Annotated in this window: 16 protein-coding genes; 11 read left to right on the top strand and 5 right to left on the bottom strand. The window is 73.2% G+C overall.

Translation table 11 applies throughout. The features are described 5' to 3' along the window. Window positions 1-165 precede the first annotated feature (165 nt). Window positions 166-1167, top strand: a complete 1002-nt coding sequence (locus tag ACFC1X_RS14760) for an aminoglycoside phosphotransferase family protein (protein ID WP_376353765.1) — start codon at window positions 166-168, stop codon at window positions 1165-1167. A 57-nt stretch (window positions 1168-1224) separates the two neighbouring features. After that, window positions 1225-1491 (top strand): hypothetical protein, encoded by a 267-nt coding sequence (locus ACFC1X_RS14765; RefSeq protein WP_376353082.1) that lies wholly within the window; start codon window positions 1225-1227, stop codon window positions 1489-1491. Here the strand turns inward: ACFC1X_RS14765 and ACFC1X_RS14770 are convergent. Beyond that, complete coding sequence (locus tag ACFC1X_RS14770) at window positions 1410-2471, bottom strand: MerR family transcriptional regulator (protein ID WP_376353768.1); 1062 nt, start codon at window positions 2469-2471, stop codon at window positions 1410-1412. The two genes, ACFC1X_RS14765 and ACFC1X_RS14770, sit on opposite strands and share 82 nt — an antisense overlap. A gap of 121 nt (window positions 2472-2592) precedes the next feature. Here ACFC1X_RS14770 and ACFC1X_RS14775 point away from each other — a divergent pair, with 121 nt between their 5' ends. Both ACFC1X_RS14775 and ACFC1X_RS14780 read left to right on the top strand, forming a co-directional pair. Beyond that, window positions 2593-4161 carry an alpha/beta hydrolase gene (locus tag ACFC1X_RS14775; protein WP_376353085.1) on the top strand — a complete coding sequence of 523 codons (1569 nt, stop codon included), beginning with the start codon at window positions 2593-2595 and terminating at the stop codon, window positions 4159-4161. Further along, window positions 4154-5752 (top strand): molybdopterin-dependent oxidoreductase, encoded by a 1599-nt coding sequence (locus tag ACFC1X_RS14780; RefSeq protein ID WP_376353088.1) that lies wholly within the window; start codon window positions 4154-4156, stop codon window positions 5750-5752. Before ACFC1X_RS14775 ends, ACFC1X_RS14780 begins: the two co-directional genes overlap by 8 nt. Window positions 5753-5791: 39 nt before the next feature. Here ACFC1X_RS14780 and ACFC1X_RS14785 read toward each other — a convergent pair whose 3' ends face one another. Then, entirely contained in the window at window positions 5792-6490 is a 699-nt protein-coding gene (locus ACFC1X_RS14785) for a TetR/AcrR family transcriptional regulator (RefSeq protein ID WP_234957911.1), read from the bottom strand. Window positions 6491-6622: 132 nt separating this feature from the next. Here ACFC1X_RS14785 and ACFC1X_RS14790 point away from each other — a divergent pair, with 132 nt between their 5' ends. Together ACFC1X_RS14790 and ACFC1X_RS14795 are read left to right on the top strand one after the other, a co-directional pair. Next, a complete protein-coding gene (locus ACFC1X_RS14790) occupies window positions 6623-7846 on the top strand; it encodes a saccharopine dehydrogenase family protein (RefSeq protein ID WP_376353091.1) in 1224 nt (407 codons plus the stop codon). Window positions 7847-8080: 234 nt separating this feature from the next. Then, window positions 8081-9691, top strand: coding sequence for a cellulase family glycosylhydrolase (locus ACFC1X_RS14795; RefSeq protein WP_376353771.1), 1611 nt, complete (start codon window positions 8081-8083; stop codon window positions 9689-9691). Window positions 9692-9697: 6 nt separating this feature from the next. Here the strand turns inward: ACFC1X_RS14795 and ACFC1X_RS14800 are convergent, their stop codons facing one another. Next, window positions 9698-9919 (bottom strand): hypothetical protein, encoded by a 222-nt coding sequence (locus ACFC1X_RS14800; RefSeq protein WP_376353094.1) that lies wholly within the window; start codon window positions 9917-9919, stop codon window positions 9698-9700. Between the two features lie 76 nt (window positions 9920-9995). Between ACFC1X_RS14800 and ACFC1X_RS14805 the strand changes: the two genes are divergently transcribed. From ACFC1X_RS14805 to ACFC1X_RS14815, 3 genes are read left to right on the top strand one after another with little or no spacing between them, the layout of a single operon-like run. Next, window positions 9996-10250, top strand: coding sequence for a hypothetical protein (locus tag ACFC1X_RS14805; RefSeq protein ID WP_376353097.1), 255 nt, complete (start codon window positions 9996-9998; stop codon window positions 10248-10250). Window positions 10251-10303: 53 nt separating this feature from the next. Beyond that, window positions 10304-10993 (top strand): response regulator transcription factor, encoded by a 690-nt coding sequence (locus ACFC1X_RS14810; RefSeq protein WP_376353099.1) that lies wholly within the window; start codon window positions 10304-10306, stop codon window positions 10991-10993. Continuing rightward, on the top strand, window positions 10990-12312 hold the full coding sequence (locus ACFC1X_RS14815; RefSeq protein ID WP_376353102.1) for an ATP-binding protein: 1323 nt from the start codon (window positions 10990-10992) through the stop codon (window positions 12310-12312). The genes ACFC1X_RS14810 and ACFC1X_RS14815 overlap by 4 nt, the downstream gene beginning before the upstream one ends. Before the next feature lie 6 nt (window positions 12313-12318). Here ACFC1X_RS14815 and ACFC1X_RS14820 read toward each other — a convergent pair whose 3' ends face one another. Next, window positions 12319-13170: a CAP domain-containing protein gene (locus ACFC1X_RS14820; RefSeq protein ID WP_376353105.1), complete on the bottom strand. Its 852-nt coding sequence runs from the start codon at window positions 13168-13170 to the stop codon at window positions 12319-12321. A gap of 229 nt (window positions 13171-13399) precedes the next feature. Between ACFC1X_RS14820 and ACFC1X_RS14825 the strand changes: the two genes are divergently transcribed. Then, on the top strand, window positions 13400-13717 hold the full coding sequence (locus ACFC1X_RS14825) for a hypothetical protein (protein ID WP_376353108.1): 318 nt from the start codon (window positions 13400-13402) through the stop codon (window positions 13715-13717). A gap of 106 nt (window positions 13718-13823) precedes the next feature. Then, a complete protein-coding gene (locus tag ACFC1X_RS14830; protein ID WP_376353110.1) occupies window positions 13824-17198 on the top strand; it encodes a pyruvate carboxylase in 3375 nt (1124 codons plus the stop codon). Window positions 17199-17271: 73 nt separating this feature from the next. Here ACFC1X_RS14830 and ACFC1X_RS14835 read toward each other — a convergent pair whose 3' ends face one another. After that, window positions 17272-19815, bottom strand: a complete 2544-nt coding sequence (locus ACFC1X_RS14835; protein WP_376353113.1) for a discoidin domain-containing protein — start codon at window positions 19813-19815, stop codon at window positions 17272-17274. Window positions 19816-19837 lie beyond the last annotated feature (22 nt).

Raw genomic sequence — 19837 nt, forward strand, 5'->3', positions numbered from 1 at the left:
TAGTTGTTGGTCTGCGTCTGTTGTTTATAATCGACTGGTCTTGAACCGGGACCGCTTCGACCTGGCCTTAGCCACGGGCGTGGGGGCCGGCCGGTCACCACCGGCCGGCCCGGACGGGTGCGAAAAGCGGTGGCCGCCCGCTCCACACGGTGCTGGGATGGCGTGATGCTCGGTGATGTGCCGGTGGTGGTGGACCGGGGGCGGTACCAGGATGCCGTGACCCCCTGGGAGGAACGGTCCTGGCGGACCGACGCCCTCGCCTGGACGGCGGGCGCGCTGGCCGGACGGGGCCTGCGACCGGCGGGGGAGTGGCGGGTGCGGCTGCGCCCGTGGTCCGTCCTGGTACGCGTGCCCGTCGAGGGCCGTGACCCGGTCTGGTTCAAGGCCAATCCGCCGGCCAGTGCCTTCGAAGGCGCGCTGACCGAGGCACTGGCTCGCTGGGTGCCCGGGCGGGTACTGGAGCCGCTGGCCGTGGACGCCCGCCGCGGCTGGTCGCTGCTCCCCGACGGAGGACCGCTCTTCCGGGACGTGCTCGCACGGGGGACGACCGGCCCCGGCGCGTGGGAAGAACTGGTGCGCCAGTACGCGGCCGTGCAGCACGCCCTCACCCCGCACGCCCCGGGGATCACGCGGCTGGGCGTCCCCGGCGTTCCCGTCACCGCGCTGCCCGGCGTCTTCGACCGGATCGACGACACCCCGCTGCCGCCGCACGAACGCGAGAGCCTGCGGCAGCTGCGCCCCCGCCTGCCGGACTGGTGCGCGGAGCTCACGGCCCTCGGCATCCCGGACTCCCTCGACCACGCCGACCTGCACGACGGCCAGGTGTTCCGCCCCGGGCCCGGCAGGTTCACGTTCTTCGACTGGGGCGACGCCATCGTCTCGCACCCCTTCGCGAGCCTGGCCGTCCCCGCCCGCCGGGCCCGCGAGGAGCACGGGCCGCGGGTACTGCCCCGCCTGCGCGACGCCTACCTGGAGCCCTGGACCGGCGCCGGCCGGACCACGGCGGACCTGCGACGGGCGGTGAGCCTCGCCTGGCGGCTCAGCGCACTCGGCCGCGCGGCCGCCTACGGCAGGCTGTTCCCCACCGCGTCCGGCGCCACCGGCGCCGCCACCGCCGAGGCGGGCGCCCGCTGCCTCCTGGAACTGCTCGACGACCCACCCCTGTAGCCGCGCCTCGCGCCCGGAACCCGGCCGTTGTCAGTGGCGGATGCGAGGCTGCTCGTCATGGATGAAGTGGAGTTCATGCGGGGCAGGGTCTACGGCGCCGACCACGACAGCCCCGGACCACGCGCCGGACGCGTCTACGCGCACCTGGTGGGCGGTCCCCTGGACGGCCTGCTGCTGGACGTCACGGACCTCACCGACCAGGAGCGCGGCCGGGGCGTGTCCCTGGCCACCGAGATCGGCCACTACGGCGCGGGCGGCCGCTCCGCGTACGCGCCCAGGCCCGAGGACCCACGCCGCTTCGACTGGCGCGGCGACGTGCCCTGACCCACGAACCCGCTGCTCTCCGCGAACGCCCCCGTCTCCGCGGCCAGCGCCGCGAGCAGCCAGTCGTGCGCGGCCCCGGGGGTCGGCTCCGGCCTGCCGCCCGGCGGGGTACGCACCTCGGAGACCAGTTCCCAGTAGGTGTCGAGCCGCGGGTCGGCGGCGAGTTGCCCGGCCAGCCGGTGCCGGAAGCCCGGCGTGTCCCGGACCCCGTACGCGCTCGTGTACGCGGCGACGAAACCGTCCAGCGCCTCGCCGGGCCGCGGCTCCCGGTTCCGGCGCAGATGCACACCGGCCAGCTCGTACGCCTCCGCCAGCCCCGCGTACAGCACGGCCGCACCCCGGGCCCCGGAGACCCGGTGCGCCTCGGGCTGCGGCTGCGCGGTGCCCGGGCACGGGGCGAGCGTGAGGGCGTTGAGACGGGCGAAGGCCAGGAGCTGGTCCGGGGCCGGGTCGTCGGGCGGCTGCGGAACCGCCACGTCCAGGAACGCACCGGCCGCCGGGGCCGGCATCCGGGCCGGCAGCCAGCCGCGCCAGAACCGGACCAGCGGCGCCGTGCTGGGCGGCAGGGACACGGCGCCGATCAGCCGCAGCCGGCCGGCCCGTTCCCCGGGCGGGCACTCCTGCACCAGCCGCAGCGCCGCCTCCCGCCAGCGCATCGCCCGCAGCTCCGAGCCGAGTTCGCGCAGCCGCCCGGCGACCGCGGCCTCCAGCGTCCCGCCCTCGCCGCCCCGTCCGCCGGTCTCGTCCTCCTCGTCGAGAACCCGGCGCACCTCGGGCACGGACAGACCCAGCGCGCGCAGCGACCGGATCAACCGCAGCCGGTCGAGCGCCTCGGGGCCGTACCGCCGGTGCCCGCCCGCGCTGCGGGAGGCCTCCGGCAGCAGATCGCGATCCGAGTAGAAGCGGACGGTCTTCACGGTGACACCCGCCCGCTCGGCGAGTTCGCCGATGCCGCACAGACCGTCGTACGACGTGACCACTTGAACCTCCCTCAAGGGGAGTTCCTACCGTACCGGCGAACGCGGACCGGTGATCGGCCCGGTCCGCGGACGTGCGGCGTCGCGACGACGCCGTACCGGACTCCGTGACGAGGGAGCGACCATGACCACGTTCATCCTGGTGTCGGGCATGTTCACCGGCACCCACATCTGGCAGGACACCGCCGCGCGCCTGACCGCCGCCGGCGCGGGGGCGCACACCGTCGCCCTCACCGGGCTCGACGGGCCGCGCGCCGCGCCGGGCACCGGCGTCGACCTGGAGACCCACATCGCGGACGTACTCGCGGTGATCGACTCGGTGGAGACCGGGCCGGACCGGAAGGTCGTCCTGGTCGGCCACGACTACGGCATCCACCCGGCCGTCGGCGCCGCCGACCGGCGCGCGGACCGCGTCGCCCGGATCGTCCACGTCGACTCGGGCCTGCCGCGGGACGGCGTCCCGGCGCTGGCCGCCGTGCCCGACCAGTCCCTGCGCGAGCGGGTGAGCGGGGAGGACAGCCACGACGGACTGCTGCCGCCCCCGGCCCACGACGCATGGCAGCGCTGGGGCAGCACCGAGGGCGTCCCCGCCGCGGCCCTGGACCGGCTCACCGCGCTCGCCGCCCCGCAGCCGCTCGGCACCCTGCTCCAGCCGCTGCGGCTGACCGGCGCCGTCGACACGGTGCCCTCCACCGGAGTGCTCTGCACCGGCAACGGCACCAGCATCGAGCTGATCCAGATGCTGGTGGGCCTCGGCGACCCCGCGCTGCGCACCCTGACCGACCCCCGCGTGACGTTCTTCGAACTCCCCACCGGACACTGGCCGATGCTCTCCCGCCCGGCCGAACTCAGCGACGTACTGCTGCGGGCGGCGGCCGGCGAGGGACACCGGCTGACGCCCGTCGACGCCGCCGAACCGCCCGCGCACCTGCGGCCGTTCCTGCTGGACGTCCCCGAAGTCCCCCGGGAACGGCACGGCAACGTTGACCTGTACCTGCCCGACGCCGAGGAGCCGCGCCCCGCCGTGGTGTTCGTGCACGGCGGCCCGGTACCCGTCGACGCGACCCCGACCCCGCGCGACTGGCCGGGACTGACCGGGTACGCCCGGTACGCGGCCGGGGAAGGGGCGGTGGGCGTGCTCCTCGACCACCGGCTGCACGACCTCGGCGACTACGAGCGGGCCGCCGCCGACGTGGCCGCCGCCGTCGAACTGGTCCGGGGCGACCCGAGGGTGGACGCCGACCGGATCGCGCTGTGGTTCTTCTCCGGCGGCGGTCTGATCACGGCCGACTGGCTGGCCGCGCCCCCGGCGTGGCTGCGCTGCCTCGCCGCCACCTACCCGGTCCTCGCCCCGCTGCCCAACTGGGGGCTGTCCGGCACCCGCTTCCACCCGGCGCGGGCGGTGGCGAACGCAGGCGCGCTGCCCGTCGTACTGACCCGGGTGGGACGGGAGATGCCCGAGATCGCCGCCACCGTCGAGGAGTTCCTGGCGGCGGCGAAGGACCACGGCGCGGACGTGGAGGTGGTCGACGTGCCCAACGGCCACCACGGCTTCGAGACCATCGACCGGACCGACGAGGCGCGCGCGGCGATACGGCACGCCATGCGTGCGGTCCTGCGCCTCGCCTTCGGGCCGGACACGCGCGGGGACCAATCCGCCCGCCGTCCGGCCCCGGATTACCGACGTGAGTGACGACGGCAGGACCCCGCGGAATCAGCCGGCCCCAGCATGGACGCGCCTCGGACTGGGGGCGCTGAGCGGTCTGCTGGCGGGCGGCGCGGCGCTCGCCGTCGCCGAGTTGGTGGCGGTGGCCGTGCGACCGCAGGCCGGTCCGGTCGTCGCGGTCGGCGGGGCCGCCATCGACCGGACGCCGGCCGCCGTCAAGGACTGGGCGATCCGCTCCTTCGGCACCAACGACAAGCTGGTCCTCCAGCTCGGCATCCTCGCCGTCCTGACGCTGTTCGCCCTGGCCCTCGGCGTGCTGGCCCTCCGCCACCGGCGGACCGGCGCCGCGGGAGTCCTGGTCTTCGGCGTCGTCGGCGCCGCCGCGGCCCTCGGCCGGCCCGACTCCGCGGGCGTCACGGACGCCTTGCCCTCCGTGCTGGGCGCGGTCGCCGGCGCGCTGCTCCTGTACTTCCTCGTCGGCCGCCTGCCCGCACCGGGCCGGGACGTCCCGGAGGGACAGGGCGAGGACTGGGACCGGCGGCGCTTCGTGATCGCGGCGACCGCCGCTGCCGCCGCCTCGGCCGGGGCCGGTGTACTGGGCCGGGCCCTGACCGGCGCGGGCGGCCGCGAAGCCGTCGCGTCCCGCGACAACATCACCCTCCCGCGGCCCGCCTCGGGCGCCCCCGCGGTGCCCCGCCGCGCCCAGGTACGGGTGGACGGGGTCAGCTCCTTCTTCACCCCCAACAGCGACTTCTACCGGGTCGACACCGCCCTGGTGGTCCCCAAGGTGGACGCGACGACCTGGAAGCTGCGCATCCACGGCAAGGGAGTCACCCGGGAGAAGACCCTGACCTTCGACGACCTGCTGCGGCGCGAGCTGATCGAACGCGACATCACCCTCACCTGTGTGTCCAACGAGGTCGGCGGCCCGTACGTGGGCAACGCCCGCTGGATCGGCGTCCGGCTGGCCGACCTCCTGGAGGAGTGCGGCGTAAGGCCGCCGTCGGCGGGCGGCCCCGCCGATCAGCTCGTCGCCCGCTCCACGGACGGCATGACCATCGGCAGCCCGGTCGACGACATCATGGACGGCCGCGACGCGATGCTCGTCGTCGGAATGAACGGCCAACCCCTGCCCTTCGACCACGGGTTCCCGGTCCGCATGCTCGTGCCCGGCCTCTACGGCTATGTCTCGGCCTGCAAGTGGATCAAGGACATCGAGCTGACGACGTTCGACGACTACGACTCGTACTGGGTCAAGCGCGACTGGGCCCGCGAGGCCCCGATCAAGACCCAGTCCCGGATCGACACGCCGAAGCCCTTCGGCCGGCCCGAGGCGGGCACGGTGATGGTCGCGGGCGTCGCCTGGGCCCAGCACCGCGGCATCGACAAGGTCGAGATCCGCGTCGACGACGGCCCCTGGCAGGAGGCCACCCTCGCGGCCGAGGACTCCCGCGACACCTGGCGCCAGTGGTCCTACGCCTGGAAGGCCACGAAGGGCGGCCACACCCTGACCGTCCGAGCCACCGACCGCACCGGCGAGGTCCAGACCGAGAAGCGCACCAAGACCGTGCCGGACGGCGCGAGCGGCTGGCACTCCGTGGTGGTGACGGTGGACTGAGCGGGGCCGAGCCGTCCTCCCGCAGTGAGGGCGCGTCCCTCACGACCCCAGGCGCGCCGCCATGTGGTCCAGCAGCATCTCCAGCGCGACCGGGTAGGCGCTGTGCGGCATCCGACGGGCCAGGAGTGGGGCCGTGGCGGCGATGTGGGGGTGCGACGTCGCCGGCAGGCGTGCGTACGTGGTGGCCCACATGTCCTCGTCCGCCGTCCGGCTCTCCTCCGTCAGCGCGAGCGCACCGGCGTCGAGCGCCGCGAAGGCCAGGCTCTGGTCGATGAAGGTGTGGTAGATCCGGGCGGCGTCCTCGTCCGGCAGACCGGCGCCGCGCAGGATGCCGAGGATGGTCTCGTCCACCGCGATCTCCCGGGGGCGCCCGGTGACCCGGCTCGCGGTGAGCACGGCGGCCTGCGGGTGGGCCAGGTAGGCCGAGTGGATGGCGAGGCCCAGGGCCCGCAGGTCGGCACGCCACCGACCGGTCGCCGTCCAGCTCTCCAGGGCCCGGCCCATCAGCTCGTCGCCGATGGCCCGCGTGAGGTCGTCCATCCCCGCGAAGTACCGGTAGAGGGTGCTCGGATCCGCGCCCAGCGCGAGACCCAGGCGCCGGGCGGTCAGCCCGCTGCCGCCGTGCTCGCGCAGCAGCCGCAGCGCGGTGTCCACGATCAGCGTCTCGGACAGCACCGTGCCCTGCCGGGTCGGCCGCCGCCTGCGCCGCGCCTCGTCCCGTACCACCGGCTTCGGCATCGCACTCCTCCTCGTCACCGCCACCGCATCGGCCTTATGCCAACACGGTTGACCTTACCGTTCGGGCTCCCGTTCCATCGGGGGTACCCGGGAGGCGCCCGTCTTCCGTGACGAGCCAGAAAGGTGTCCGACATGCGTGTACTTCTCGTCGGCGCGGGCGGTGTCGGTACCGCCGTCACCAGGATCGCGGCCCGCAGGCGGTTCCTGACCCACATGGTCGTGGCCGACTACGACCTCGCCCGTGCCGAGGCCGCGGTCGCCGCGCTCGGCGAGGACGGTGACCGTTTCAGCGCCCGGCGGCTGGACGCCTCGGACGGCGGGGCCGTACGCCGGATGCTCGCCGAGCAGCGCTGCGACGTCCTGCTCAACGCGACGGACCCGCGCTTCGTGATGCCCCTGTTCGAGGCGGCGCTGGCGGCCGGGACCCACTACCTGGACATGGCGATGTCGCTGTCCGTCCCGCACCCCTCCCGCCCGCACGAGGAGTGCGGTGTGAAGCTCGGCGACGACCAGTTCGCCCTGACCGGCCGCTGGGACGAGTCCGGCCGGGTCGCCCTGGTCGGCATGGGCGTGGAGCCCGGCCTGTCCGACGTCTTCGCCCGGTACGCCGCCGACGAACTCTTCGACGACATCGAGGAGATCGGGGTCCGCGACGGCGCGAACCTGACCGTCGAGGGCTACGACTTCGCGCCGTCCTTCAACATCTGGACCACCATCGAGGAGTGCCTCAACCCGCCGGTCGTCTTCGAGAAGGACCGCGGTTGGTTCACCACCGCGCCGTTCAGCGAGCCCGAGACCTTCGACTTCCCCGAGGGCATCGGCCCCGTGGAGTGCGTGAACGTCGAGCACGAGGAGGTCCTGCTCATCCCGCGCTGGGTGGACACCCGGCGCGTGACGTTCAAGTACGGCCTCGGTGAGGACTTCATCGCCAAGCTGAGGACCCTCCACGAACTCGGCCTGGACTCCACCGCCGAGGTGACCGTGCCCGGCGCGGACGGGCCGGCCGGCGTGTCCCCGCGCGACGTGGTCGCCGCCTGCCTGCCCGACCCGGCCACCCTGGGCGACCGGATGACCGGCAAGACCTGCGCCGGCACCTGGGTCAAGGGCACCCGGGACGGCGCGGCGCGCGAGGTGTACCTCTACCACGTCGTCGACAACGAGTGGTCGATGCGCGAGTACGGTTCCCAGGCCGTCGTCTGGCAGACCGCCGTCAACCCGGTCGTCGCCCTCGAACTCCTCGCCACCGGCGCCTGGCAGGGCACCGGGGTCCTCGGTCCCGAGGCGTTCCCGCCGCGCCCCTTCCTCGACCTCCTCACCGAGTACGGGTCCCCCTGGGGCCTGCGCGAAGAGGGCTGACCCCACGGACGCGGCCGCAGCCCCGACCCGCCCCACCGTCCGGATGCCACCCGAACCGGACGGTGGGGCAAGCGTTTTCTGTGCGACGTCTTGACGTGTACGCGGCACAGTGAGTGGATGGTGTGTGCTGTGGGAGCGCTCCCACAGCAAACACCTTCCCGTGTCCGCACTACTCCTGGAGTCGCCGTGCGCACAGCAAGACGAGACACGCCGAAGAGCCCCCTGGCCCGGCTCATGACAGGGCTGGCCGCCCTGATCGGGCTGGTCCTCTTCGGCGCCTTCTGCCCCTCCATGGCAGTGGCCCGGTCCGCGGTCGGTGCGCAGGCGACCGGTCTGCACATCAGCGACGGCCGGTTACTGGAGGGCAACGGCAACGACTTCGTCATGCGCGGGGTCAACCACGCCCACACCTGGTACCCCGGCGAGACGCAGTCCCTCGCGGACGTGAAGGCGCTGGGCGCCAACACCGTCCGCGTCGTCCTGTCCGACGGGCACCGCTGGAGCGAGAACAGCCCCGAGGACGTCGCCGCCGTCATCGGACAGTGCAAGGCCAACCGGCTGATCTGCGTGCTGGAGGTGCACGACACCACCGGCTACGGCGAGGACGCCGCGGCCGGGACCCTCGACCACGCGGCCGACTACTGGATCGGCCTCAAGGACGTGCTCGCCGGTCAGGAGGACTACGTCGTCGTCAACATCGGCAACGAGCCCTGGGGCAACACCGACCCCGCCGGCTGGACCCAGCCGACCGTCGCGGCGGTCGAGAAGCTGCGCGACGCGGGCTTCCAGCACACGATCATGGTGGACGCGCCCAACTGGGGCCAGGACTGGCAGGGCGTCATGCGGGCCAACGCGCGCTCCGTGTACGACGCCGACCCCACCGGCAACCTGATCTTCTCGATCCACATGTACAGCGTCTACGACACGGCCCAGGAGATCACCGACTACCTGAACGCCTTCGTCGACGCCGGACTGCCCATCCTCATCGGCGAGTTCGGCGGCCCCGCCGACCAGTGGGGCGACCCGGACGAGGACACCATGATGGCCACCGCCGAGCAGCTCGGCCTCGGCTACCTGGCCTGGTCCTGGAGCGGCAACACCGACCCGGTCCTCGACCTCGCCCTCGACTTCGACCCCAGCCGGCTCAGCTCCTGGGGCGAGCGCATCTTCCACGGCGTCAACGGCATCGCCCGGACCGCCGAGGAGGCCACCGTCTACGGCGGCGGCACCCCGGGCGACACCGAGGCCCCGACGGCACCCGGCGCGCCCGCCGCCACCGCGGTCACGGACACGTCGGTCACGCTCGGCTGGTCCGCGGCCACCGACGACACCGGCGTGACCGGCTACGACGTCGTCCGCGTCGCCGACGGCGCCGAGACCGGGGTCGCCGCGTCCACGAGCACCACCGCCACGGTGACCGGCCTCACCGCGGGCACGGCCTACACGTTCGCCGTCTACGCCCGGGACGCGGCGGGCAACCGCTCCGCCCGCTCGGCCACCGTCGGCGTCACCACCGACGAGGGCGGCACTCCGGGCGCGGCCTGCTCCGTCGGAGGCGAGTGGCCGGGCGGCTTCCAGGGCGAGATCGCCGTCCGCAACACCGGCACCGCCGCCATCACCCCTTGGACGCTGGCCTTCGCCTTCGCGGACGGCCAGACCATCACCACCATGTGGGGAGGCACCGCCACCCAGAACGCCGGCGCGGTGAGCGTCGCCCCCGCCTCCTACACCGCCACCATCCCGGCCGGCGGCACGGTCACCCTCGGCTTCACGGCCAAGAAGGGCGCCGCCAACACCGTCCCGGCCGTGTTCCGCCTGAACGGGTCCGACTGCGCCAGGGCGTGACCGACGTCACCACGACACCTCACGGACGTTGGCCTGGCTCTGCGGCCGCGTCGTCGCGGTGATCTCCGAGCGGTGGCGGCTCGCCGAGAACGTCACCGTCAGGTTCTCCGGCTCGCTCTGCTCGGTGCTCACCGTGAAGCCCTGGTTCGGCACCGCCGAGATCAGACACACCCCGGAACCGCCGAACCGAACCGTCGCCTTGCCGCCCTCCGAAGGCACGGTGTACACGCCCGCGCCGCCCTCCTCGCACCCCGGGTCGCCTCCGCCGCCCGGCGGTCGCGGGGAGGTGGTGGGGGCGGTCGGCGTGGGTGTCGGGGTCGGACTCGGCGGCTTCGCGCTCGTACGGGACGGCGTCGGGCTGGGCTTCCGGCTGGTGGGCGAGGCGCTGGGGGAGGGCTTCGCGGTCTTGGACGGCCTGGGCGCGGGGGAGGCCGGGAGCTCGTTCGGCGCCGACTGCGCGACCGGTGCCGTCGGCCGGGTCGAGCCCACCACGAAGTGGATCGTGATGATGACAGCCGTGACACTGGCCGCCGTGCACGACAGCCAGATGATCAGGTAGCGCAGAAGGCGGGACACGACACCATAGTGACGGACCGGCTAACGTGCCTGCCCATGGCCTCCGTACTTGTCGTCGAGGACGACCCCGTGATCCGGGCCGCGCTGATCGAGGTCCTGACCGGGCACGGCTACGCCGTGAAGACCGCGCACCAGGGTTTCGAGGCGTTGCGCGAGATCACCCAGAGCCCGCCGGACATCGTCGTGCTCGACCTCGGGCTGCCCGACCTCGACGGGCTCGACGTGCTGCGGATGATCCGGGGCATCTCCCGCGTCCCGGTGCTGGTCGCCACCGCCCGCGACGACGACACCGAGGTCATCCGGCTGCTCAACGCGGGCGCCGACGACTACATGGTCAAGCCCTTCTCCGGCGGCCAGCTCGCCGCCCGGCTCGCCGCCGTGCTGCGCCGCTCGGTGCCCGCCGACGTCCGGGCGGCGCGACAGCCCGTCCTCCAGGTCGCCGACCTGCGCATCGACGCCACCGCCCGCACCGCGCACCTCGCCGGCCGCGAACTGCCCCTCACCCGCCGCGAGTTCGACCTGCTCGCCTACCTCGCCGCCAACGCCGACCAGGTCATATCCCGGCAGCGGATACTCGCCGAGGTGTGGCAGCAGCCGTACGTGGAGGACCAGACGGTGGACGTCCACCTCTCCGCACTCCGCCGCAAACTGGGGGAGAAGGCGCGAAAGCCCCGCTATCTCCACACCGTGCGCGGCATCGGAATCAAACTGGTCAGCTCGCCATGAGACGTGCCCTCGCCGGGATCGCCCTGGCCGTCACCTCGATGGTGGCGCTGTCGTTCCTCATCCCGCTCGCCCTGCTCGTGCGCGAACAGGCCCGCGACCGGGTCACCACCGCCGCCGAGCAGCGCGCCTCCGCCCTGTCGCCGGTGCTCGCCCTCACCACCCGGCGCGCCGACGTGCAGCAGGCCGTCGCCGAGCTGGGCTCGTCCGACCAGCTCGTGGTCCGGCTCCCCGACGGCGGCTTCGTCGGCACCCCGCACGCCCCCGAGAGCGCCCTCGACCGGGCCGTACGGGGGCGCGAGACGCTCGCCGTCGACACCGACGACGGCTGGGTCTACCTCCAGCCCGTCGTCCTGCGGGGCGACCGGGTCGCGGTCGTCGAGGCCTACGTCCCCGCCGCCGACCTCACCCGGGGCGTCGCCGCCTCGTGGGGCGTCATGGCCCTGCTCGCCCTCGGCCTGGTCGGTGGCTCGGTGCTGGTCGCCGACCGGCTCGGCGCCCGCGTCGTCCGCTCCTCGCGCGGCCTCAAGCGCGCCTCGCTCGCCCTCGGCTCCGGCGACCTCGACGTACGGGTGGAACCGGACGGGCCGCCCGAACTGCAGGAGGCCGGAGTGGCGTTCAACAGCATGGCCGACCGGGTCGTGGACCTGCTCGCGGTCGAACGCGAGCTGGTCGCCGACCTCTCCCACCGGCTGCGCACCCCGCTGACCGCCCTCTACCTGGAGGCCGACCGGATGGGCGCGACCCCGAGCGCCCGGCGGGTCACGGAAGCGGCCGGGCAGCTGGAGAGCGAGCTGGACGCGATCATCGCGGCGGCGCGTACGCCCCTGGCCGCGGCGCAGCTCGGCGGGGTGGCGGCGGGCACGGGGAAACCGTGCGACGTCGCCGAGGTGGTCGCGATGCGCCTGGAGTTCTGGTCCGTCCTCGCGGGCCAGCAGGGCCGGGCGTACCAGCGCTCCCTGACTCCGCGCCCGGCACCAGTCGCGTTCCCCGAGGACGACCTCGCGGCCGTCGTCGACGCGCTGATCGGCAACGTCTTCCGGCACACCCCGCAGGGCACCGCCTTCACGGTCCTCGTGGAGCGGCAGGAGCGGTACGTCTTCCTCACCGTCGACGACGCCGGGCCCGGCGTGGCGGATCCCGAGGCGGCGCTCACCCGGGGTGTCAGCGTCGGCGGCTCCACCGGGCTCGGCCTCGACATCGTGGCCCGGGCGGCCCGCGCGGCGGACGGTGAACTGACGATCACCCGCGCGCCGATGGGCGGCGCGCGGGTGCGGGTGTCGTTCGTGCTGGCCGGCGCCCGCGAGGGCGCTCAGCGGTGACGCGGGTCAGCGGCTCGCGCCGAAGTTCTGGGTCCACCAGGGGCCGCCGTCGCCGACGTGGACGCCGACGCCCAGCTCCTTGAAGGAGCAGTTGAGTATGTTCGCGCGGTGGCCCTCGCTGTTCATCCACGAGTCCATCACCGCCGCGGCGTCCGCCTGACCGCGGGCTATGTTCTCACCGAGCGTGGACCACTGGTAACCGGCGGCCTCGACGCGGGTCGTCATGGTGGAGCCGTCCGGGCCCGTGTGGGACATCACACCGCTGCTCGCCATGACGTCGCTGTAGTCGTCCGCGGCCCGGGTCAGCTTGTCGTTGGCGGTGACGGGCGAGCAGCCGGCGGCGGCCCGCTCCTCGTTCACCAGTGCGAGGACCTGGGCCTCGGGCCCGCCCGACCCGCCGGAGCCCGACCCCGAACCCGACCCGCTGTCCGACCCTGTGTCGCCACCCCCGGCCGACCGGTCGCCGCTGCTCTTCGCCGTCGCCTTCTCGGGCGTGCGGGACGCGGGAGCGGCCGCCTTCGCGGCGCTGGTGGACGGGCTCGCCGTCTTCTTCGGCTTCTTCTTCGGCTCCGCGCTCGCGCTCGGTGAACCGCTCGCCGTGGTGCTCGGGCTCGCCGACGGGGACGTCAGGGGCGACGCGCCGCCCGCCGCGTCCTCGGCGTCCGGCGTCTGCCCGGCGGCGTTCGCGCTCACCTGGTCCGAGGCCCCGCCGTCGTCGCCGTCGGCGACCGCCAGCGTGATCCCGACGCCCGCCGTCAGGGTGACCGCGCCGAGCACCAGCGCGGTACCGCGGGTCCTGAGCCCGCCGCGGGGGCGGGCGTGGGAGCGGGACGGGCGAGCGGCTCGGCGGGAACCCATACGCAGGACACCTCGGCTTGTCTGTCGGCTGTCGGAACCCCGCCCGTACCCGGTGGACGCGACCGCGCCCACCGGGACTGTGGGGGGTGTCCGAGAGCCTAGGACCCGAACGGCGGGAAACGGCCGTTCGAAGGTCATCTTCAGAAAGCCTTAAAAGAGCCGCCAAAGTCCGCTGAGGTGAGGAGCCGGTCGCGGGGTAGGGAGAAGAGACACCCGAAGGAGGAGTGTCATGACCACGTACGTCATCTCGGTTCCGGGTACGTTCACCGGCGCCGTACCGGACGTCACGAAGGACCAGCTGGCCCGGGCGCTGCGCCCGGCGGATCCGCACCGCACCCACCTGGGGGACGAGGAGGACCTCGACGCCCTCTCCGTCAACGACGACGGCACCTTCACCATGCGCCTCACCGTCGAGGCCGACACCCGCGCCCACGCGGAGGGGCGGGCCCAGGAGGTCGCGGACTCCGCCCTGCGCGCCGCCGGTCTGGACCGCGACAGCACACCGCTCGGACCGTCGGTCGTCACCGGGATCGACTCCGACGTGTGAACCGGCCCGCAGGAATCACGGGCCTTGAGTGGCCCGGCTCACATGGCGTACCGGAGGTGGCGCCGACACGATGGTCTCGTCACCCGGCAGGCTGAAGGGATCAAGAATGTTCCGCAAGGTGCTGGTCGCCAACCGCGGTGAGATCGCGATCCGCGCGTTTCGGGCGGGCTACGAGCTCGGCGCGCGCACCGTCGCCGTCTTCCCGCACGAGGACCGCAACTCGCTGCACCGGCTGAAGGCCGACGAGGCCTACGAGATCGGGGAGCCCGGGCATCCGGTGCGCGCGTATCTCTCCGTGCAGGAGATCGTCCGCGCGGCGCTCCGCGCGGGAGCCGACGCCGTGTACCCGGGCTACGGCTTCCTGTCGGAGAACCCCGAGCTGGCCCGTGCCTGCGAAGAGGCCGGCATCACCTTCGTCGGACCCGACACCAGGATCCTGGAACTGACCGGCAACAAGGCCCGCGCCGTGGCCGCCGCCCGCGAGGCCGGCGTACCGGTGCTCGGCTCCTCCGCGCCCTCCACCGACGTGGACGAACTCGTCCGTGCCGCCGACGACATCGGCTTCCCGGTGTTCGTCAAGGCGGTCGCCGGCGGTGGCGGGCGCGGCATGCGCCGGGTCGAGGACCCCGAGCAGCTGCGGGAGGCCATCGAGGCGGCCTCCCGGGAGGCCGCCTCCGCCTTCGGCGACTCCACGGTCTTCCTGGAGAAGGCGGTCGTGGAGCCCCGCCACATCGAGGTGCAGATCCTCGCCGACGGTCAGGGCGACGTCATCCACCTCTTCGAGCGGGACTGCTCGGTGCAGCGCCGCCACCAGAAGGTGATCGAGCTGGCGCCCGCGCCCAACCTCGACCCCGCCCTGCGCGAGCGGATCTGCGCCGACGCGGTGAACTTCGCCCGGCAGATCGGCTACCGCAACGCCGGCACCGTGGAGTTCCTCGTCGACCGCGACGGCAACCACGTCTTCATCGAGATGAACCCCCGCATCCAGGTCGAGCACACGGTGACCGAGGAGGTCACCGACGTCGACCTCGTCCAGTCCCAGCTGCGCATCGCCGCCGGTGAGACGCTGGCCGACCTCGGTCTCGCGCAGGAGAACATCACCCTGCGCGGCGCCGCCCTCCAGTGCCGCATCACCACCGAGGACCCGGCCAACGGCTTCCGCCCCGACACCGGGCAGATCAGCGCCTACCGGTCGCCCGGCGGCTCGGGCATCCGCCTCGACGGCGGCACCACCCACGCCGGTACCGAGATCAGCGCCCACTTCGACTCGATGCTGGTCAAGCTCTCCTGCCGCGGCCGGGACTTCACCACCGCCGTGAACCGCGCCCGGCGCGCCGTGGCCGAGTTCCGCATCCGCGGCGTCGCCACCAACATCCCGTTCCTCCAGGCGGTCCTGGACGACCCGGACTTCCAGGCGGGCCAGGTCACCACCTCGTTCATCGAGCAGCGCCCGCACCTGCTCACCGCCCGGCACTCCGCCGACCGCGGCACGAAGCTGCTGACCTACCTCGCCGACGTCACCGTGAACAAGCCGCATGGCGAGCGCCCCGAGCTGATCGACCCGATGACCAAGCTGCGGGCGGTGCCCGCGGGGGAGCCCCCGGCCGGATCCCGGCAACTGCTTGCCGAGCTGGGCCCCGAGGGCTTCGCCCGCCGGCTGCGCGAGTCGACCACCATCGGCGTCACCGACACCACCTTCCGGGACGCGCACCAGTCGCTGCTCGCCACCCGGGTGCGCACCAAGGACATGCTCGCCGTCGCCCCGGTGGTCGCCCACACCCTCCCCGAGCTGCTGTCCCTGGAGTGCTGGGGCGGCGCCACCTACGACGTGGCGCTGCGCTTCCTCGCCGAGGACCCGTGGGAGCGGCTGGCCGCCCTGCGCGAGGCGGTGCCCAACATCTGCCTCCAGATGCTGCTGCGCGGCCGCAACACGGTGGGCTACACCCCGTACCCGACCGAGGTGACCGACGCCTTCGTGCAGGAGGCCGCCGCCACCGGCATCGACATCTTCCGCATCTTCGACGCCCTCAACGACGTCGAGCAGATGCGGCCCGCCATCGAGGCGGTACGGCAGACGGGGACGTCCATCGCGGAAGTGGCCCTCTGCTACACCGCCGACCTGTCCGACCCGTCCGAGCGGCTCTACACCCTCGACTACTACCTGCGCCTCGCCGAGCAGATCGTGGACGCCGGCGCCCACGTCCTGGCGATCAAGGACATGGCCGGCCTGCTGCGCGCCCCGGCCGGGGCGACCCTGGTGTCGGCGCTGCGCCGCGAGTTCGACCTGCCGGTGCACCTGCACACCCACGACACCACCGGCGGCCAGCTCGCCACCTACCTGGCCGCCGTCCAGGCCGGTGCGGACGCCGTGGACGGAGCGGTGGCGTCCATGGCCGGCACCACCTCGCAGCCGTCCCTGTCGGCGATCGTGGCCGCCACCGACCACACCGACCGGCCCACCGGCCTCGACCTCAGGGCCGTCGGCGACCTGGAGCCGTACTGGGAGAGCGTCCGCAAGGTCTACGCCCCCTTCGAGGCGGGCCTGGCCTCGCCGACCGGCCGCGTCTACGACCACGAGATCCCCGGCGGACAGCTCTCCAACCTGCGCACCCAGGCCATCGCGCTCGGTCTCGGCGACCGCTTCGAGGACATCGAGGCGATGTACGAGGCCGCCGACCGGATGCTGGGCCGCCTGGTGAAGGTCACGCCCTCGTCCAAGGTGGTCGGTGACCTGGCCCTGCACCTGGTGGGCGCCGGTGTCTCCCCGGCCGACTTCGAGGCGGAGCCGGACCGCTTCGACATCCCCGACTCGGTCATCGGCTTCCTGCGCGGCGAGCTGGGCACCCCGCCCGGCGGCTGGCCCGAGCCGTTCCGCAGCAAGGCGCTGCGGGGGCGGGCCGAGGCCAAGCCGGTGCCCGAGCTGAGCGCCGACGACCGCACGGGGCTGGCCAAGGAGCGCCGGGCGACCCTCAACCGGCTGCTGTTCCCCGGGCCGGCCCGCGAGTTCGACACCCACCGCGCGTCGTTCGGCGACACCAGCGTCCTGGACAGCAAGGACTTCTTCTACGGGCTGCGCCCGGGCAAGGAGTACACGGTCGACCTGGACCCCGGCGTCCGGCTGCTCATCGAACTCCAGGCGGTCGGCGACGCCGACGAACGCGGCATGCGCACCGTGATGTCCTCGCTCAACGGGCAGATCCGGCCCATCCAGGTCCGCGACCGCTCGGCGGCCTCCGACGTCCCGGTCACGGAGAAGGCGGACCGGACCGACCCGGGCCATGTCGCGGCGCCCTTCGCCGGTGTGGTGACGCTCGCCGTCGCCGAGGGCGACGAGGTGGCGGCCGGCGCCACCGTGGCCACCATCGAGGCGATGAAGATGGAGGCCACCATCACCGCCCAGAAGGCCGGGACGGTGAGCCGTCTCGCCATCAACCGCATCCAGCAGGTCGAGGGCGGTGACCTGCTCGTGCAACTCGCCTGACCCGCCGGTGAACTGAACCCGCGCGCCGGGGCCCACCCCCGGACGCGCGGGTTCACCGCGTCCTACCCTCCGGTCACGGGAACTGGGTGACCTTGGACGGCACGGTGCTCGTCCCCGACGTGGGCGCACCAGTGTCGTTGATGACGTGGCGGTACTGGCCCATGCCACCGAGCGAGATCACCTGGAGGTGGCGCATCCTGACGCTCGGCTTGACCGGCACCTGGAACCCGTGGTGCTGGACGATGCCCGGATCGGACGTGTAGTTGCAGTAGCTGCCCAGGGCCACCGCCTCGTGCTCGTTCACCGAGTCGGCGACCTTGTAGGCCGCGTAGCCGACGATGCCGTCGTGGGTGATGGCGGCCTCGTTCGGGGCGTCGTACGCCTTCTCGTTCTGGAAGAAGATGGTCCGGCCGCGCTCGCCGCTCCAGTACACGTCGTACTTGTTGAAGTGCTCGACGAACAGGCCGGTCGCGAGGACGTCGTCGCCGTTGACCCGCAGCCCGTAGTCGGCGCGGTTGGTCTCCCAGCCGACACCTTCACCGTGGTCGGCGCGCCAGATCCAGGTGTGGTCGATCAGGACGTCGTCGCTGTTGATCACGACGGAGTCGGTGGCCCGGCCGGGCCCCGCGCCGCCGATGCGGATGAACACGTCCTGCATGCTGGTGGGGTTGGCCGCGTGATCGGCGTTCGCACCGGGCGCCCCGATCCGCAGCAGCGTGTCGGAGTTCTGCGGACCCGCGTCGATCAGGAAGCCCGCGAGCCGCACACCGTCGACGTCGGCCACGTGCATGGCGTCCACGCCGCCGTCCGGGATGATCGTGGCCAGACCGAGGCCGAGCACGACGGTGTTGGCGCGGTCGACCTCGATGGTCTTGTCGATGTGGTACACGCCGGGCGTGAAGAGCAGGTTGAGGCCCTGGTCGAGCGCGGCGTTGATGGTCGTGGCCGTCGCGCCCGGCTTGACCACGTAGAACTGGCTGAGCGGCAGCGAGGTGCCGCCGGCGTTGGCGGGCCAGGAGACACCGCGGGCGTTGGTGCGCTTGGCGGGCACCCGCACCTTGTACTCGCCGCCGTCCAGGTAGAGGAACGGCTTCTCACGGGAGACCGGTGTGGTGTCGAGCGTGGTGTACGGGCCGGTCTCGAAGTTGCTCGCGGGCGCGCCCTCGACACCCGTGAACGTCATGTTCCAGACTCCGTTGGTCCAGCCGCCCACCGAGCTGTCGCGGGTGTACCACTGCTGCTGCGAGTACGGTCCGACCGTGCCGTCGATCTTCGAGTCGGCGATGTAGCCGCCCGAGGCCCAGCCGTAGCCGTTGGGGGCGAGGTTGAGGCCGCCCTGGACGTGGATGCGGCGGAACGGGGCCGCCTGGGCCACCGCCCAGCGGTTGGTGCCGTTGACCGGCCGGATGGCGAGGTTCTCGGCCGAACGCCAGAAGTTCTGCGTGGCGTTGCCGTTGAACCAGCCGGCGTCCACGGTGATGTCGCCGTTGATCTGCGTGTCGTCCGGGTTGAGGCCCAGACCGGAGACGGAGGTGTAGAAGCCGAGTTGGGCGTTGACGCCGTTGTAGGTGCCCGGCTTCAGCAGGAACTGGTAGCGCCCGCTGCCGAACTGGTCCGACTCCTGCTGCTCGAAGACCTGGTCGAAGCGCTGCTGGAGGTTCGGGGTCGAGGGGTCGACGACGATGACGTTCGGGCCCAGGTCGCCGCCGCCCTCGACCGGGGGAGTGCCGGTCGTGCCGGTGTGCACGGCGACCTCCCAGAGCGAGTAGCCGTAGCCCGTGGCACGCGCGGTGCCGTACACGCGGACGTACCGGCCCGAGCCGCTGACGTCGTAGGAGGCCTTGCCCCCGGTGGCGCCGGTGACGCTCTTCAGCGTGTGCCAGTTCTGCCCGTCCGAGGATGCCTCGATCCGGAACTCCTTGGCGTGGGCGGCCTCCCAGTGCAGGTCCACCTTGCACAGGTCGCGCACCGCGCCCAGGTCGACCCGCAGCCACTGAGGGTCGGAGGCCTGGCTGGACCAGCGGGTGCCGGCGTCGCCGTCGAAGGCCGCGGCGGCGGGCGTCCCGGCGTTCTCGACGGAGGAGGCCGAAGCGGGCCTGCCGCGCGCGGCGTCGGCGCTGTCGCAGGAGCCGGGGGCGGTGCCGCCGGTGGTGCCGAAGACCTGGAACTCCCACAGGGAGTAACCCCAGTCGGTGGCCCGGTGGACGCCCTGCATGCGGACGTACCGGCCCTGGCCCGAGACGTCCAGGGTGTCGGTGCCGCCGTCGCCGCCGGTCACCGTCTTCGCGTCGGTCCAGGTGCTCCCGTCCGGGGAGAGCTGGATCTTGTAGTCCTTGCCGTAGGCCGCCTCCCAGTCGAGGACGACCCGGGTGACGGAGGCGGTGGCGCCCAGGTCGACCTGGAGCCACTGGTCGTCGCTCGCGGCCGACGACCAACGGGTGTTCGTGTCCCCGTCGACGGCGTTGCCGGAAGGCGTTCCGGCGTTCTCGGCCGACGACGACGTGGCCGTCCGGCCCTGGGAGAGGGGAGGGTCGGCCGCGGTGGCCGTGACGGGTGCGGGAAGGGTGACGAGCGCCGCCGTGGCGACGAGCGCGACACCCAAGGATCTGAGTCTCATCTGTGGGCTTTCTGCGGGTGCG

Source organism: Streptomyces sp. NPDC056128 (genome assembly GCF_042263835.1).
Classification (GTDB): Bacteria; Actinomycetota; Actinomycetes; order Streptomycetales; family Streptomycetaceae; genus Streptomyces.